Below are 15,001 nucleotides of genomic sequence, written 5' to 3' on the forward strand. Positions count from 1 at the left end.
GGGGCGCGATGAGGAACCGGATGCTGCGAGCGGCGACGACAGCGGGGCTGCTGGCGGTGCTCGCCGGACTCGCCTGGGGGTCCGCAGCGAGTGCGGACGCTCCGCCGTCGCTCGGCCCCGGGTACATCAGCGATCGCTCCGACGTGCTCAGCGACGCGGACGAGGCGCAGCTCGAACAGCAACTCGACGAACTGGCATCCGCCGACGGCGCTCCTGAGCTCTTCGTCGTCCTCGTGCCCGATTTCGAGAGCCCCGGCAACGCCCTCGCCTGGGCGGACGACACCGCACTGCGCAACAATCTCGCCCCCGACCAGTATCTTCTCGCGATCGCCACCGACGGCCGCAGCCTTGCCATCTCGGCCGAGTACGGCGGCGACGGCGTCGAGGCTGGCCCGCTCTCCGAGTCCAGGATCCTCGAGATCGAGGATCGGCTGGGATCCGAGTATCTGTCGGGCGACGACTGGGCGGGCGGGATCGGATACGTGGCGGACGAGTTCTCGAAGACCCCCTGGCCGTGGTGGGTATGGGTGCTCGGCCTGGTCGTGCTCGCTCTGATCGTGTTCGCGGTCACGCGTCTGGTGGTCTTCCTGCGCCGTCGCGCGGCGCTGGCCGCCGAGCTGCGGACACTCGACGGGCAGAAGAAGCGCACGGCGCAACGACTCGTCCAGGCCGATGAGGCGGTTCGCACCAGCGAGCAGGAGCTCGGGTTCGTGACCGCGGAGTTCGGCGAAGAGACGACGGCCGAGTTCGCCGACGTGCTCGCCGAGAACCGAGCGCGCCTGCAGCGAGGATTCCAGATCCTGGAGAAGCTCCAGGACGCCGATGAGGACACGCCCCAGGAGACCCGGTCATGGACCGATGAGATCCTTCAGCTCTGCGCACAGATCGATGCCGACCTCGACGCGCGCACGCAGAAGATCGCATCGCTGCGTTCTCTTGCCGACGGTGCTTCGGACAACCTCGCCCGGCTGAGGTCGGCGCGTGCGGATGCTGCGCTCCTCCAGACGGAAGCCGCCGAACGACTCGCAGTCCTCGCCGCCGCTTTCCCGCCCGCGGATCTCGTCGGTGTCGCAGACAATGCCGACGAAATCGGAGCGCGGTTGCTGGAGGCCGACGCGCAGCTCGACGTGCTGCAGAAGGCCACGGACGGCCGGAAGCCCCGAGCCGTGGCTCAGGCCGTGCACGAGATCGAGCGGCTCCTCGCCGAAGCGAAGGACCTGCACGACGCCGTCGCCGCTCAGGCCGACGCCCTCGCCGCGCGCTCGACGGTGCCGGCCGATGCGGATTCGACGGTGCAGGCGGATGCGGGCACCGCATCGCAGCCCGGCGAGTCGACTGCCGGCGCGACCGCTTCGATCCTGGATCAGGCGACTGCGGCCGTACAGGCGGCGGAGAAGTCGGTGCAGGCGCGTCCAGGCCAGGTGGGTTCGTTCCTCCTGACGCGACTGAGCTCCGCACAACGGCAACTCGCCCTGGCGCGTGACGCCGCGGGCACCGAGAACGGAGACCTGCACGCGAAGGCCGCACTCACCGCGGCAGAGCAGGTGCAGTCGCTGGTCGGCGCGCCGATCGCACCCGAGAGCCGTCGATTCGTCAGACCGTCTCGCGCCGCTGCGGACGAGGCCGTCATGTACGACTCCGCAGACGCGGGTGAAGCGTCGGAGTGGCGCCGCTCGTACTCCTCGACGGATTCCGACGACGGCATGGCCGGGAAGGCCGCGGTCGGCGGACTCAGCGGCGGCGCGGTCGGGTTCTTCGGCGGCCTGGGCGTGGCGGCCGACGAACCGGGGGTCATCGTGTTGTTCGTGCTCGGTGGCGCCGTGCTAGGCGCCCTCTCGGGCGCATTCGGCAACGGGAGCAGCGGCGGGAGCGGAAGCTCCTCGGGGTGGGGCGGATCGTCGCGTTCGTCCGGCGGATGGTCCTCCGGTGGAAGCCGTTCGGGAAGCCGTTCGAGCGGTCGTTCGAGCGGCGGATCGTTCGGCGGTGGAAGCCGGTCATCCGGCCGCTCCGGGGGTCGACGGTTCTAGGCCCGGTCCCCGCGCACGACCGCGAGGCCCGTGTGCGCGCTTCCCTCGTCGAAGGGTACGCAGAAGGGCGCGGACCGAAGTCCGCGCCCTTCGCGCGATTCACCCGAGCGGGAGCGACCGCATCACTCCCACTCGATGGTCCCCGGCGGCTTGGAGGTCACGTCGAGCACCACGCGGTTGACGTCGCGGACGCCGTTGGTGATGCGGTTCGAGATCTTCGACAGCACATCGTAGGGCAGGCGTGTCCAGTCGGCGGTCATGGCGTCTTCGCTGGAGACCGGACGCAGCACGATCGGGTGACCGTACGTGCGGCCGTCGCCCTGCACGCCCACCGAGCGGACGTCGGCGAGCAGCACGACCGGACACTGCCAGATCTCCTGGTCGAGGCCTGCCTTGGTCAGCTCCTCGCGGGCGATGGCGTCGGCCTCACGCAGAATCTCGAGACGGTCAGCGGTGACCTCACCGATGATCCGGATGCCGAGACCGGGCCCCGGAAAGGGCTGGCGTCCGACGATCGCCTCGGGGATGCCGAGCTCGCGGCCGATTGCACGGACCTCGTCCTTGAACAGGGCGCGCAGCGGTTCGATCAACTCGAAGTCGAGGTCGTCGGGCAGCCCGCCCACGTTGTGGTGCGACTTGATGTTCGCGGTGCCCGCACCGCCGCCGGACTCGACCACGTCGGGGTACAGGGTGCCCTGTACGAGGAACTTCACGGGAGCTCCGCCGGATGCCTTGGCCTCGGCGACGAGATCGAGCTGCACCTTCTCGAAGGCGCGGATGAACTCTCGCCCGATGATCTTGCGCTTCTCTTCGGGGTCGGTGACACCGGCGAGGTGGCCGAGGAAGGTGTCAGCCGCGTCGACCGTGATGAGACGGACGCCGGTCGATTCGACGTAGTCCTTCTCGACCTGCTCGCGCTCGCCCTTGCGGAGAAGGCCGTGGTCGACGAAGACGGCGGTCAGCTGGTCGCCGATGGCCTTGTGCACGAGAGCCGTCGAGACGGCGGAGTCGACGCCGCCGGACAGGGCGGAGATGACGCGGGCATCGCCCACCTGCTCGCGGATTCGCTCGATCTGCTCGGCGATCACATTGCCGCTGTTCCAGTCGGATGCGAGCCCGGCGCCCTTGTGCAGGAAGTTCTCCAGCACGCGCTGGCCGTGGTCGGAGTGCTTCACCTCGGGGTGCCACTGCACGCCGTAGAAGCCGCGCTCCTCGTTCGCGAACGCGGCGACCTTCGTCGCCTCAGTCGTCGCGAGGACCTCGAAGCCTTCAGGAGCCTTCGCGACCTGGTCGCCATGGCTCATCCACACGTTCTGCTCGACCGGCTGCCCGCCGAGCAGCGTTCCGCCGTCGCCGGTGACGACGGCATCCGTCGCGCCGTATTCGCGCAGGCCCGTGTTCGCGACCTCGCCGCCGAGGGTCTGGGCCATGTACTGGAAGCCGTAGCAGATGCCCAGCGTCGGCACGCCCAGGTCGAAGACCGCGGGGTCCAGGCGCGGGGCGCCCTCTTCGTAGACCGACGACGGTCCGCCGGAGAGGATGATCGCGACCGGGTTCTTCGCGGCGATCTCCTCGGCTGTCGCGGTGTGCGGCACGATCTCGCTGTACACACCCGCTTCGCGGACGCGACGTGCGATCAGCTGCGCGTACTGCGCGCCGAAATCGACGACGAGCGCAGGGCGCTGCTGGGTCTCGGACTGTTCGGTCACCGGACACCTTCCGTGGCAGTGGCGGGAGCCTCAGCGGCCTCCCTGGTGGCGAGATAGGCCTTCACTTCGCGGGCGACGATCGCCTCCATGAAGAACGACAGCAGCGGCACGACACCGCCGAGGGCGAGCATGATGAAACGCAGGAACGGCCAGCGCATCAGGCTCCACACGCGGAAGCACGCGAACAGGTACACGACGTAGAACCAGCCGTGCGCGACGAGGATGCCGAGCGACAGGTTGAGTCCGTCGCCGGTCGACACGAGGCCTTCCGGTCCCTGGACGACCTGAGCGAACCAGAGGAAGCCTCCGGATCCGCCGAGGAAGAGCTCGAGGTGGATCGGCGTGTACTTGAGCACCATCTCGGCGACCAGCAGGAGCAGCATGACTCCGGTGATGATCGAGGCGATCTGGTAGAACTTCAGCGCACCGCGGATCGCCGGAAAACTGGCGACTTTCGGTTCGGGCATGAGTCCATTCTAGACGGCCGCGACTCGTGCCCGATCCGGGGTCACGGTGTCGGCGGGCGCGCCACCAGGAGCTCGCCCTCCCCCGTCACGTCGAGCGCGCCGGCCGCATGGGGCACCAGCAGGGTGCTGCCGCGGGAGCTGCTCTCTCCCTCGATCGAGACCTCGCCGTCATCGACCAGAACGACCGAGAAGCCGCGTTCGACGACGGCGGCGCCCTCCACCGGAATCCGCTCGAGCCGGAAGTACTCGTCGGCCGCCGGAGGGAAGACCGAGCCCCATGCCGGTGCGGCCGCCACCAGCCCCGAGAGACCGGCGCTCGACCGCGCCCGCCGGTTCACCGCGGCGAGCGCGGTCTCGAATCCGAGTCCGAGATGACCGAGCGCCGGCCCATCGATCTCGAATCCCTCCCACTCCAGGAGGATCGACAGGTCCTCCGGTTGCTGCAGCTCGAGCAGCAGGACGCCGGCGCCGATCGCGTGCAGCTCCCCCGGCGGAACCCAGACGACGTCTCCCGCTGCGACGTCGACCTCGTGCAGAAGGCCGAGAAGGGTCGGGACGTCCTGGCGGGCGACGAGCCCGAGGAGCTCCGTCGCGGCGACGTCCTCTCGGAGGCCGATGTGCACTGTTCCGCCCTGCAGGATGTACCACGCCTCGGCCTTGCCATGAGCGGCTCCGAGGTGCGTCGCTGCGAAGTCGTCGTGCGGATGCGCGTGCACCGGCAGTCGCTGACCCGCGTCGAGCAGCTTGACGAGCAGGCGCGTATCGGAGCCCCAGCGGACGACGTGCTCGTCGCCGAGCCAGGTGACCGGGTCCTGGGCGATCGCGTCGCGCAGCAGCCGTTCGTCCGGCAACCGGGAGAGACCGAGCAGCGGCTCGCCGCGGACCGTGGTCGCGGACGCGATCCAGTCCTCTGGCTCACGGGTCGCCGACGTCCCCTCGCCGCGGAAGGCGCTGATGCGAGCACCACCACGGTAGAAGCGCTCCGCGGGGCGGTTCGAACCGAGACGCACGGGTTTCATGCTCGCTCCGCGGAGCGCGCGACGCCGGCGAGGAAGCCGCCGACGAAGGTGTCGCCGAGGCCGACCGTGGTCGGCCTCGGAACGTCGAGTGAGAACGCCGCGATGCCGACGGCACCCGCAAGCGCGCTCCCGACGGCGGCGACGACGGCCTCACCACCATCGTGTCGCCGCATCGTCGCCGTGTCGTCGACGTCTGCGAGACGGAGGGCGTCGCCGACGCGATAGCGGGTCGCCGCCACACGAACGGCGCTCTCGAGCGCAGCGCTGTGACGTGCGGCATCCGGTCCGACGGCGATCGCCCAATAGCGCGTGTGCACGACAAGTGCACGGGCGGGGATGATCGTGTGCGCCTCTCGCAGGGCGCGGATGACGTCGTCCGCGTCGAGGAGGTTCACCGAGCGGCCGAGATACTCCTGCAGCTCGTCCTCGTTCATGCCGTACACGTCGATCTGCGGCAGCAGATGCGCGCGAACGGTGTCGGCGAAGTCGCGAGCGTAGAAGCCCGCGTCCTCGTAGTAGACGAGCGCATCGTCGGGCAGGCTCCGCATCGCCCGCTGCAGCTCGGACAGGCGCACCTCGAGGAGGTCATGATCCTGCATCGTGTTGAAACCGGAGACGAGGAAGATCGACGCATCGGCGAGCGACCTCGCAAGATCGGGGGACAGCAGCATCCGCCGATTCGGAGGGTCGTTGGCGAAGATCAGGCGGTTGGATGCCGGCGAGAGCACCTCGCCGTCGACCACCTGCACCCGTGCGCCGACCGGATACTGCACGATGAGGTGCGGATCGAGGGTGTCCTCTTCGGCCGAGGAGATGTACGAGACCGATGCGGGCAGCAGTCGACGCACGTTGTCGTCGATGCTCACCAGATGCTGAACGCTGGGGATGCCGAGGGCGTCGAGCACGAGTCCTGCCCGCACCCCCGTGCCCCCGAGCGTGATCCGGTGGACGAAATGCGAGACGAAGGACTCGATGACCTCTGACGACGTCACGAAACGTTCGGCACCCGCACCCGACGCCAGGTAAGCGAGAACCGCCACCAGCAGCGAGCGCTCGTCGGTGATCGGCGCCGTCGTGGTGAGCTCGTGCCGCCGCACACCGTGATCGAGAGCGAGCCTGTCGATCACCGCCGGATCCCACACCAGCTCGTAGTCGACGGTGCCGCCGAGCCCGAGCACGAAGGTTCTGCCCACGTCGCCTCTCTCCTCCCCCATGCCCCTGCTCAGTACAGTGCTGCCTTGCCGTCCGCCCCGAACAGGTCGATCTTCTCCGCAGCGGTGATCTTCATGGCCTCGAGCGCGGCCGGCTGGATCGCGTTCGGCTCGCGCAGACGCTCGTCGGTGCCGAGGATCTGGCGCATCCGATTGTGGTACGAGACCTTGATATCACTCGAGATGTTGATCTTGTTGACGCCCAGCTCGACCGCACGGCGAAGCTCTGAATCCGGGTTCGAGGAACCTCCATGCAGCACGAGAGGGATCCCGACGGCGGCTTTGATCTCCTCGAGAAGATCGTGCCGCAGTTCGGGGTTCTTGTCGCTCGGGTACAGGCCGTGAGAGGTGCCGATCGCGATCGCGAGACTGTCGACGCCGGTCTCCTCGACGAAGCGCACGGCATCCGCCGGATTCGTGTAGATGATCTCCGCCGCCCCCGATTCGCCGTAGCTGTCGTTCGCGCCGATCGTGCCGAGCTCGCCTTCGACCTGGATGCCCACCGCGTGGGCGGCGTCGACGACCTTGCGGGTGAGGGCGACGTTCTCGTCGAACGGCAGCAGCGAGGCGTCGATCATCACGGAGGTGAAGCCGGCCTTGATGGCCGTGATGATCTGCTCGTAGCTGCCGCCGTGATCCCAGTGGATCGCCACCGGCACGCTCGAGCGGTGCGCGCGGGAATGCATCGCGGCGACCAGATCTGTGGTGATGTGCGAGACCTCGTCCGGGTGGATCGCGATGATGACCGGGGCGGACTTCTCCTCGCTGATGTCCATGATCCCGTTGAACATCGCCCAGTCGCTGATGTTGAACGCGGGGATGGCGAAGTTGTTCGCGTTCGCGACGTCGAGGATGGATTTTCCGGTGTAGAGCACGTGATTCTCCTGTTTCGTGGTGGTGTGTGTGCGTCAGCGGGCGACGTCAGCTCTTCACGGACCCCGCCGTGAGGCCGCTGATGAAGTACCGCTGGAAGAAGAGGAAGAGGATGAGCACGGGGATCGACCCGAGCACGCTCATCGCCATGATCTGATTCCACTCGTACGAGTGCTGGCCCATGAGCAGCTGGATGCCGATCGGAACAGTGCGCATGTCGATCGTGCGGGTGAGCGTGAGTGCGAAGAGATACTCGTTCCACGCGATCATGAACGTGTAGATCCCGATCGAGACGATGCCGGGGATCGAGATCGGCACCAGCACGCGCCAGAGGGCGGTCATCGAGCCGGCTCCGTCGACCCGGACGGCTTCGTCGAGCTCCTTCGGGAGGGTGTTGAAGTAGCCGGTCATCATGATGATCGCGTAAGGGAGCGTGAACACCATGTAGGTCAGGATGAGTCCCGGGTACGAGTTGTACAGCCCGAGCGCCACCATCAGCCCGAAATACGGGATCAGAAGCGTGATCGGCGGGACCGCCTGCACGCTGACGATGATGACGTTCAGAATCCGTTTGCCGCGGAAGTCGAAGCGGCTGAACGCGTATGCCGCCTGGATGGCGACGAGCAGAGTGAGGACGGTCACGGCTCCGGCGACGATGTAGCTGTTCAGGAAGAACCGCATCGTCTCGGGGTTGGTGAAGATCGCGATGTACGCGTCGAACGAGAACGTGTCGGTGATCAGGCGCGGCGGCAGCTCGAAGATCTGCGTGTTCGACTTGAACGAGCTCGACAGCATCCACAGCACGGGGCCCGCTGCGAACACGGCCCCGAGGATCAGGCCGATCATCAGGCCGGCCTTTGCGGCGCGACGCTGACTCTGCACGGTGAGAGCCATGGTCAGTCCCTCGCTTTCTGGTGACGGACGTAGAAGACGGCGAGGACCATCGACATGGCGAGGACCAACACGGCGGACGTCGCCGCGAGCGAGAAGTCGTACTTGGCGAAGGCGAGCTTGTAGGTGAAGGTGCTGAGCACTTCGGTGACGTCGATCGGGCCCCCGCCCGTGGTCATCCAGATGAGCGCGAACTGCTGAGAAGTCCAGATGAGGTCGAGCAGCACGAGGCTGACGATGATCGGCCGCAGCTGCGGGATCGTCACGTTCCAGAACCGCTGGATCGCCCCCGCACCGTCGACCGTCGCCGCCTCGTTCAGCTCGTTGGGGATGCCCTGAAGACCGGCGAGGAGACTCACCATGAAGAAGGGGTAGCCCGCCCAGATGTTGATGAAGATGATGGTCCCCAACGCGAGCTGCGGGGAGGCGAGCCATTCGATATCGGTGTTGAGCAAGAAGTTCACGACACCGTTCGGCGCGAGGAGCATGCGCCACAGGACGGCGATCACGGCGACGGTGAACAGCCACGGGAGGATGTACAGCGCCCGGAAGAACGAACGCGAGAAGCGTCCGAGGAGCGGGCTGTTCAGCATCATCGCGAAGCCGAGACCGAGGACGAGATGCGCGATCACGCTCGCGACCGTGAAGAGGATCGTGTTGCCGGTGGCCTTCCAGAAGCCGGGGTCCGAGAGGATCTCGACATAGTTCGCGACGCCGACGAAATGCGGCGACTTGTTCAGGATCACGTTGTCCTGGAACGAGTAGCCGATCACCATGACGATCGGAACGATCATCAGCACGAACAGCAGGATGAGGGTCGGCGAGAGGAAGGCGTACGACTCGGTGGTCTTGCGCAGCTGGCGGCGTCTGCGGGACAACGAGACTCCGGTGACGATCACCTCGGTGTCGTCCGTGGTTCTGAGGCTCATGGGGAACCGATGCTCCTTGGTTGGTCGGGTGCCGCATCGCATCTCGCGATGCGGCACCCCGTTCATGCGGCGAGGAGGAGGATCAGAACTCCGCCTTCCACGCCTCCTGCGCCTTCTTCAGCGCGTCGTCGACCGACTGCTGGCCGTCGAACGCCGCCTGCAGCTGCTCTCCGAGCTGCCGCATGAGCTCTTCCGCGACGGGCAGTCCGGTGAACTCGTTGGCGGGGTAGCCGGCCTGATAGATCTCGAAGGCCTTCTTGAACAGCTCGTCGTCGTTCACGAAGTCGGGAACCGACTTCGAGTTGCCGGGGAACGCCTTCGCCATGGTCGACAGCTCGGAGTTCGTGTCCTCGCTCATCAGGAACTCGACCAGCTTGAAGGCCGCTTCCTTGTGCTCGGAGTTCTCGGCGACGCCGATGCCCCAGGACGCGTAGGGGATGCCGCGCTCGCCGTCGTATCCGTCGTCGGCGGGAAGCGCCGAGATCGAGAACTTCAGATCGGGGTTGGTCTCGCGGATCAGGTTGATGTGCGCCAACGAGTCGATCATCATGCCCACGCGGCCGTTGGTGAACTCCTCGACCTTGTCCTGCTCTTTCATGGTGAAGGAACCGGAGGCGATCGAGCCGTCGTTCCAGAGGTCGCTGATGAAGTCGACCGCGGAGGTGACGTCGTCGTTGGTCAGGTCGGGCTGACCGTCTTTCAGCATCGACCCGCCGGATGCCCAGACCCAGGACATGACGTCGTTCTGCACGCCGTTGGGGGCCTCGAGCGACAGCGGGAGCACCCAGCCGGAGGCGTCGCCGCCGAGGGCGGAGACCTTGGCCGCGGCGTCTGCGAACTCGGTGCGAGTGGTCGGCGGCGCCGTGACGCCGGCTTCGGCGAGCAGAGTGTCGTTCGTGAACATCGGGTAGACGAAGTTCACGACCGGGATCATGTAGGTGCTGCCGTCGACCTGGATCTGGCTCGCCAGTTCGCTGTCGTCGTAGTCGTATTCCTTCATCAGCGCGCTGAGATCGGCGATGACGCCCTGAGACGCGAAATCGTTCACCCATGCACCGTCGAGACCGACCACGTCCGGCATCGTGCCCGACGCGGCACCCGCGAACAGCTGCTCCTTGGTGGAGGCGTACGGGCCGCTGACGAGCTCGACCTTGATGCCCGGGTTCTCCTCTTCGAACTTGTCGATCAGAGCACGGAACTCGCCGTCGGGGAGCTCAGGCTCCCACCACTGCGCGAACTCGATCGTGACGTCTCCCCCGTCTCCGCCCTCGGTGCCGGCGTCTCCACCGGAGCAACCGGAGATCGCCAGGACCGAGACGACTGCAGTGGCAGCGCCGGCCAGCGTGAGAATGCGTCGGCGTGCTCGCCCCATTGTGATCATCACTTCTCCTCTTCGAGATCGTGCCGCATCACGCGCTTCGGGTGCTCGTTCATGCGGTTTTACGCCATGTTATGCCGTGCTTTGCAAGAACGTCAAGAGGGACTTGCAGAAAAATCCGGCTGCAGCTGGCATCCGAGGTGGACCAGAAACGCGGCTTACATACGTCGATCTGCTGTTTTATGCCGGAGTACGCTTGTTATCGGCCCCGGATGTGCTAGAGATATCTGCATGGAAGCACCGGGAACATCTGCCAGACGTCGACTCCCCGCGGGACGGAAGGCGGACCTCGCCGCCTACGTCGAGCAGGCGGGAGAGGTGACCGTGGGCGATCTGGCCGAGCATTTCGGCGTGTCGATCGACACGATCCGCCGCGATCTGGATCAGCTCGATCGCGAGGGCGTCGTGATACGTACGCACGGCGGCGCGGTGAGCGCAGCGGACGGACAGCCGAAGGATCGCGCTCTCGACGTGCGCCTGCGCATGCAGACCGAGGAGAAGGACAAGATCGCCCGGCTCGCCGCGGGGCTGATCGACGACGGCGCCGTCATCATGCTGAACGCGGGGACCACGACCCTCGCCCTCGCGAGGGCCCTCCGCAACCATCACGACCTCACGATCGCCACGAACAATCTCAGGATCCCTGCGGAGATCGCCCCCTCCGCCTTCCGGGATCTCTACGTCTTCGGCGGCGCCGTGCGCGCGATCACGCAGGCGACGACGGGGCCGGTGGCGTTCCGCATGACAGCCGGCGGACCGGAAGTCGACATCCGCTGCGATCTGGCGCTGATCGCCGTCGGCGCCGTCGATCAGAACGGCTACTCGACATCGAACCTCGGCGACGCCGCCATGATGGGCGAGATGATCCAGAGAGCGGAGCGGGTCGCCGTTCTGGCCGACTCTTCGAAGTTCGACCGGCGCCTGTTCGCGCAGGTGACTCCACTCGACCGGGCGGACTTCCTCGTCACCGACACTCCCCCGGGCGGCGAGCTCGCCGCGGCTCTCGCGCAGGCGAAAGTCGATGTCGTCAGCTCGTGAGCCCCATCGGTCAGGAATCGAGAAGTCCTGACCCGGCCGCCGGCAATACCGTCTGAGACATGAACAGCACGATCGATTCCCTCACCCTCGACGTTCCGAATGTCACCGCAGCCCAGGCCTTCTACGACGAGGCCTTCGACCTCGGCGGGCGGCTGCGACTGCGCACAGCGGATACCGCCTCCTCAGGATTCCGCGGATACACGCTCTCGCTCATCGTCGCGCAGCCCGCTGATGCGCGTCTCCTGTTCGATGCCGCTGTGGCGGCCGGGGCTTCGATGCGCAAACCCGCGGCGAAGTCGCTCTGGGGCTTCGGGGGCGTGGTCGAGGCGCCCGACGGAGCGCTCTGGAACATCGCGACCTCGTCGAAGAAGGACTCCGCTCCGGCGACGAAGAGCTTCGACGACCTCGTGCTGCTGATCGGAGCCGCCGATGTCCGCGCCAGTCGCGCGTTCTACACCGAGCAGGGATTCGAGGTGCGCAAGAGCTTCGGCAGCTACGTCGACTTCGATACCCCGAAGGGCACGATCGGCCTCGGACTGTACAGACGTGCGGCCCTCGCGAAGTCCGCAGGAGTGTCCGCGGAAGGCAGCGGCTCGCACCGGATCACCGTACATGGCACGCCGGGTTCGGCCGAGGATCCTGACGGATTCGTCTGGTCGCCCGTGGAGGTGTAAGGCGCGGCATCCGCACCGCCTGGCTGCTTCCCGTCGGTGTGGGTGCCGGATGCCGGCCTCCGCCCGTCCGAGGTGCGCCGCGATGCCGCCTTCTCTCAAGAAGAGGACCACACCGCGCACCTCGACGCAGCGACCGCCGCTGCCCGCCGCGCCGGGGACGACACGCGCATGCGCGCCCAACCGAGGTGCGCTCCAATGCCGCCTTCTCCCAAAGAGAGCGACCGCAACACACACCTCGACGCAACGGTCAGGACGCGGCATCCAAAGCATCCCTGCCCTGCATCCGGTCGCACCACCGAACTTGGTGCGCTCAGGAGCCGAGGTGCGCCTCGATGCCACCTTCTCTCAAGAAGGCGACCGTACCGCGCACCTCGACGCAACGGCCGCTGCGCGGCCCCGCCCCGCGCGTCGTGTCAGGGAGTCGGGGCCCCGCACATGACGAAGGCCGCCGGGTCTCCCCCGGCGGCCTTCGTGCGTCGTCACTCCGCGTCGAGGTCCGTCTCGAGCAGGGCGACGAGCTCGTCGAGAGCCTGGTCCGCGCCGTCGGCGTCGGACCGCAGAGTAACGACCGATCCCTTCGCCGCTCCGAGGCCCATCAGCGCGAGGATGCTGCCGGCGTTGAGCTCGGCCCCGCCCTCGACCGAGATCGTGATCGGGATGCCCTTCTCCTTCACCGCTGACACGAAGAGCTTCGCGGGGCGGGCGTGCAGTCCGGAGCTGCTGGCGATGGTGGCCTGGCGTTCGGTCATTTCTGTTCTCCTTTGAGTGGTGTCGATGGTCAGGCTGCGACGGCTTCGGCGGCCGGCGTCTTCGCGCCCACGAAGCGCTTCAGTGCGACGACGGCGAGTGCACTCACGATCGTGCCCGCTGCGAGGGCGATAAGGAAGCCCCAGACGGGATTGATCGCGAAGAAGACGAAGATGCCGCCGTGCGGGGCCAGCGACTGGACCGCGAACACCATGCTGAGGGCGCCGGTGAGCGCACCGCCGAGCATCGACGCCGGGATCACGCGCAGCGGGTCGGCCGCCGCGAACGGGATCGCGCCCTCGCTGATGAACGAGGCCCCGAGCAGCCATGCAGCGACGCCGTTCTCGCGCTCCACGGTGGTGAAACGGCGGCGGTCGAGCACGGTCGATGCGAGCGCCATGGCCAGAGGCGGCACCATGCCGGAGCACATCACGGCAGCCATGATGAGGTACGGCGCCGGGTTGTCGGCGGTGGCCGAGGCGAGCCCCGCGGTCGCGAACGCGTAGGCGACCTTGTTCACCGGCCCGCCGAGGTCGAAGCACATCATGAGGCCGAGGATCACGCCGACGAGGACGATGCCCGAGGTGCCGGCGAGACCGGTCAGCCACTCGTTCATGACCTGCATGAGCCAGGCGATCGGGCGGCCGAGGAACAGCAGCAGCAGTCCGGACGCGACGATCGACGCCAGCAGCGGGATGATCACGACAGGCATCAGGCCGCGGAGCCACCGCGGCGCCTCGATGCGCCCGATCGCGGCAGCGATGAAACCGGCGAGCAGACCGCCCACGATGCCGCCGATGAAGCCCGCGTTCATGAGCACGGCCACGGCACCGGCGACGAAGCCGGGCGCGAGGCCCGGACGGTCGGCGATCGCGAAGGCGATGTAGCCCGCGAGCGCCGAGACCAGGAAGCCCATCGACGTCGATCCGATCATGAAGAAGACCGAGCCGAGGTACTGGCCGAGGCCTCCGTCGGGCAGAGCCCACAGCGCGTTGTTCAGCACGACGTCCTTCGCGTGCTCCGTGACGTTGTAGCCGCCGAACAGGAAGCCGAGCGCGATCAGCAGTCCGCCGCCGGCGACGAACGGGATCATGTAGCTGACACCCGTGAGCAGGATCCGCTGGATGCGGCGGCCGAGCGACTGCGAGCCCGCAGGAGTCGCAGCGGACGAGGTGGCCGCGGCCCCGGAGACTCGAGGAGCTGCGGGATCCTTCGACGCGGCGATCGCCTCGGCGATCATCTGCTTCGGCTCCTCGATCCCTCGCTTGACGCCCGAACGCACGACCGGCTTGCCGGCGAAGCGCTCCGGCTGGCGCACGTCGACGTCGACCGCGAAGATCACGGCATCCGCCTCGTCGATGACGCTCTGCGGCAGCGGCTTGTATCCGCTCGAGCCCTGAGGCTCGACGATGAGGTCCACGCCCTCGGACTTGCCCGCAGCCGTGAGCGCATCCGCAGCCATGAACGTGTGCGCGATGCCGGTGGCGCAGGCCGTGACGGCGACGATGCGAGCCCGGGGTGCGGCATCGGATGCCGGAGCCGGTGCACTCTCAGCGGGAGCGGCGGCTGGCGTCGCAGCAGGCCCCTCCCCGATCGCCGCGTCGACGATCGCGACGATCTCGTCAGGGGTGTCCGCCGCGCGCAGCGCGCCCGTGAACTCGTCCTGCATGAGGCTGCGCGCGAGCTTCGAGAGAATCGCGAGGTGCGCTTCGGCCGCCGTGTCGGGCGCGGCGATGAGGAACACCACGTCGGCGGGACCGTCGGGAGCTCCGAAGTCGACGCCCGGCGCGAGACGCGCGAAGGCGAGCGTGGGCGTGGTCACCGAAGCGCTCTTCGCGTGCGGGATCGCGATGCCGCCGGGCAGTCCGGTCTCGTCCTTCTGCTCGCGTGCCCAGGCGTCGTCGAACAGGGCTTGACCGCTGTCGGCTCTGCCCTGTGCCGCGACGCGGTCGGCGAGTGCGCGGATGACCGCCGCCTTGTCTGCACCGAGGTCAGCATCGATGCTGACGAGCTCGGCGGTGATGGTGTCGGACACGAT

At 67.5% G+C, this 15,001-nt stretch carries 13 protein-coding genes; 3 read left to right on the top strand and 10 right to left on the bottom strand.

Translation table 11 applies throughout. The annotated features are described in order from the left end of the window. Nucleotides 1–8 precede the first annotated feature (8 nt). The gene (locus ACI3KT_RS16065) at nucleotides 9–2,027 is read left to right on the top strand and encodes a TPM domain-containing protein (protein WP_404905555.1); all 2,019 of its coding nucleotides are present in this window, start codon (nucleotides 9–11) and stop codon (nucleotides 2,025–2,027) included. A gap of 122 nt (nucleotides 2,028–2,149) precedes the next feature. On the opposite strand, the gene guaA is transcribed toward ACI3KT_RS16065, so the two are convergent. The 8 genes from guaA to ACI3KT_RS16105 form a co-directional block, all read right to left on the bottom strand. Then, nucleotides 2,150–3,736, bottom strand: coding sequence for a glutamine-hydrolyzing GMP synthase (gene guaA, locus ACI3KT_RS16070; protein ID WP_292905506.1), 1,587 nt, complete (start codon nucleotides 3,734–3,736; stop codon nucleotides 2,150–2,152). Beyond that, complete coding sequence (locus tag ACI3KT_RS16075) at nucleotides 3,733–4,203, bottom strand: DUF3817 domain-containing protein (protein ID WP_307295234.1); 471 nt, start codon at nucleotides 4,201–4,203, stop codon at nucleotides 3,733–3,735. The genes guaA and ACI3KT_RS16075 overlap by 4 nt, the downstream gene beginning before the upstream one ends. A 41-nt stretch (nucleotides 4,204–4,244) precedes the next feature. After that, complete coding sequence (locus tag ACI3KT_RS16080) at nucleotides 4,245–5,222, bottom strand: class I mannose-6-phosphate isomerase (protein WP_404905556.1); 978 nt, start codon at nucleotides 5,220–5,222, stop codon at nucleotides 4,245–4,247. Further along, nucleotides 5,219–6,415, bottom strand: coding sequence for an ADP-dependent glucokinase/phosphofructokinase (locus ACI3KT_RS16085; protein ID WP_404905557.1), 1,197 nt, complete (start codon nucleotides 6,413–6,415; stop codon nucleotides 5,219–5,221). The genes ACI3KT_RS16080 and ACI3KT_RS16085 overlap by 4 nt, the downstream gene beginning before the upstream one ends. A 29-nt stretch (nucleotides 6,416–6,444) precedes the next feature. After that, on the bottom strand, nucleotides 6,445–7,308 hold the full coding sequence (locus ACI3KT_RS16090) for a ketose-bisphosphate aldolase (protein WP_307295227.1): 864 nt from the start codon (nucleotides 7,306–7,308) through the stop codon (nucleotides 6,445–6,447). A 46-nt stretch (nucleotides 7,309–7,354) separates the two neighbouring features. Beyond that, nucleotides 7,355–8,200 carry a carbohydrate ABC transporter permease gene (locus tag ACI3KT_RS16095; protein WP_404905558.1) on the bottom strand — a complete coding sequence of 282 codons (846 nt, stop codon included), beginning with the start codon at nucleotides 8,198–8,200 and terminating at the stop codon, nucleotides 7,355–7,357. A 2-nt stretch (nucleotides 8,201–8,202) separates the two neighbouring features. Next, a complete protein-coding gene (locus ACI3KT_RS16100; RefSeq protein ID WP_307295224.1) occupies nucleotides 8,203–9,126 on the bottom strand; it encodes a carbohydrate ABC transporter permease in 924 nt (307 codons plus the stop codon). A gap of 82 nt (nucleotides 9,127–9,208) precedes the next feature. Further along, the gene (locus tag ACI3KT_RS16105; RefSeq protein ID WP_404905559.1) at nucleotides 9,209–10,507 is read right to left on the bottom strand and encodes an ABC transporter substrate-binding protein; all 1,299 of its coding nucleotides are present in this window, start codon (nucleotides 10,505–10,507) and stop codon (nucleotides 9,209–9,211) included. A gap of 228 nt (nucleotides 10,508–10,735) precedes the next feature. Between ACI3KT_RS16105 and ACI3KT_RS16110 the strand changes: the two genes are divergently transcribed. Together ACI3KT_RS16110 and ACI3KT_RS16115 are read left to right on the top strand one after the other, a co-directional pair. Further along, nucleotides 10,736–11,542 carry a DeoR/GlpR family DNA-binding transcription regulator gene (locus ACI3KT_RS16110; protein ID WP_292905522.1) on the top strand — a complete coding sequence of 269 codons (807 nt, stop codon included), beginning with the start codon at nucleotides 10,736–10,738 and terminating at the stop codon, nucleotides 11,540–11,542. A 59-nt stretch (nucleotides 11,543–11,601) separates the two neighbouring features. After that, the gene (locus ACI3KT_RS16115; protein ID WP_404905560.1) at nucleotides 11,602–12,216 is read left to right on the top strand and encodes a glyoxalase; all 615 of its coding nucleotides are present in this window, start codon (nucleotides 11,602–11,604) and stop codon (nucleotides 12,214–12,216) included. Nucleotides 12,217–12,695: 479 nt separating this feature from the next. On the opposite strand, the gene ACI3KT_RS16120 is transcribed toward ACI3KT_RS16115, so the two are convergent. Both ACI3KT_RS16120 and ACI3KT_RS16125 read right to left on the bottom strand, forming a co-directional pair. After that, on the bottom strand, nucleotides 12,696–12,965 hold the full coding sequence (locus tag ACI3KT_RS16120) for an HPr family phosphocarrier protein (protein ID WP_292905526.1): 270 nt from the start codon (nucleotides 12,963–12,965) through the stop codon (nucleotides 12,696–12,698). A 29-nt stretch (nucleotides 12,966–12,994) separates the two neighbouring features. Further along, entirely contained in the window at nucleotides 12,995–14,998 is a 2,004-nt protein-coding gene (locus ACI3KT_RS16125; RefSeq protein ID WP_404905561.1) for a fructose-specific PTS transporter subunit EIIC, read from the bottom strand. Between the last annotated feature and the right edge of the window lie 3 nt (nucleotides 14,999–15,001).

This window comes from Microbacterium sp. ZW T6_19 (assembly GCF_044987465.1).
Lineage (GTDB): Bacteria > Actinomycetota > Actinomycetes > Actinomycetales > Microbacteriaceae > Microbacterium > Microbacterium natoriense_A.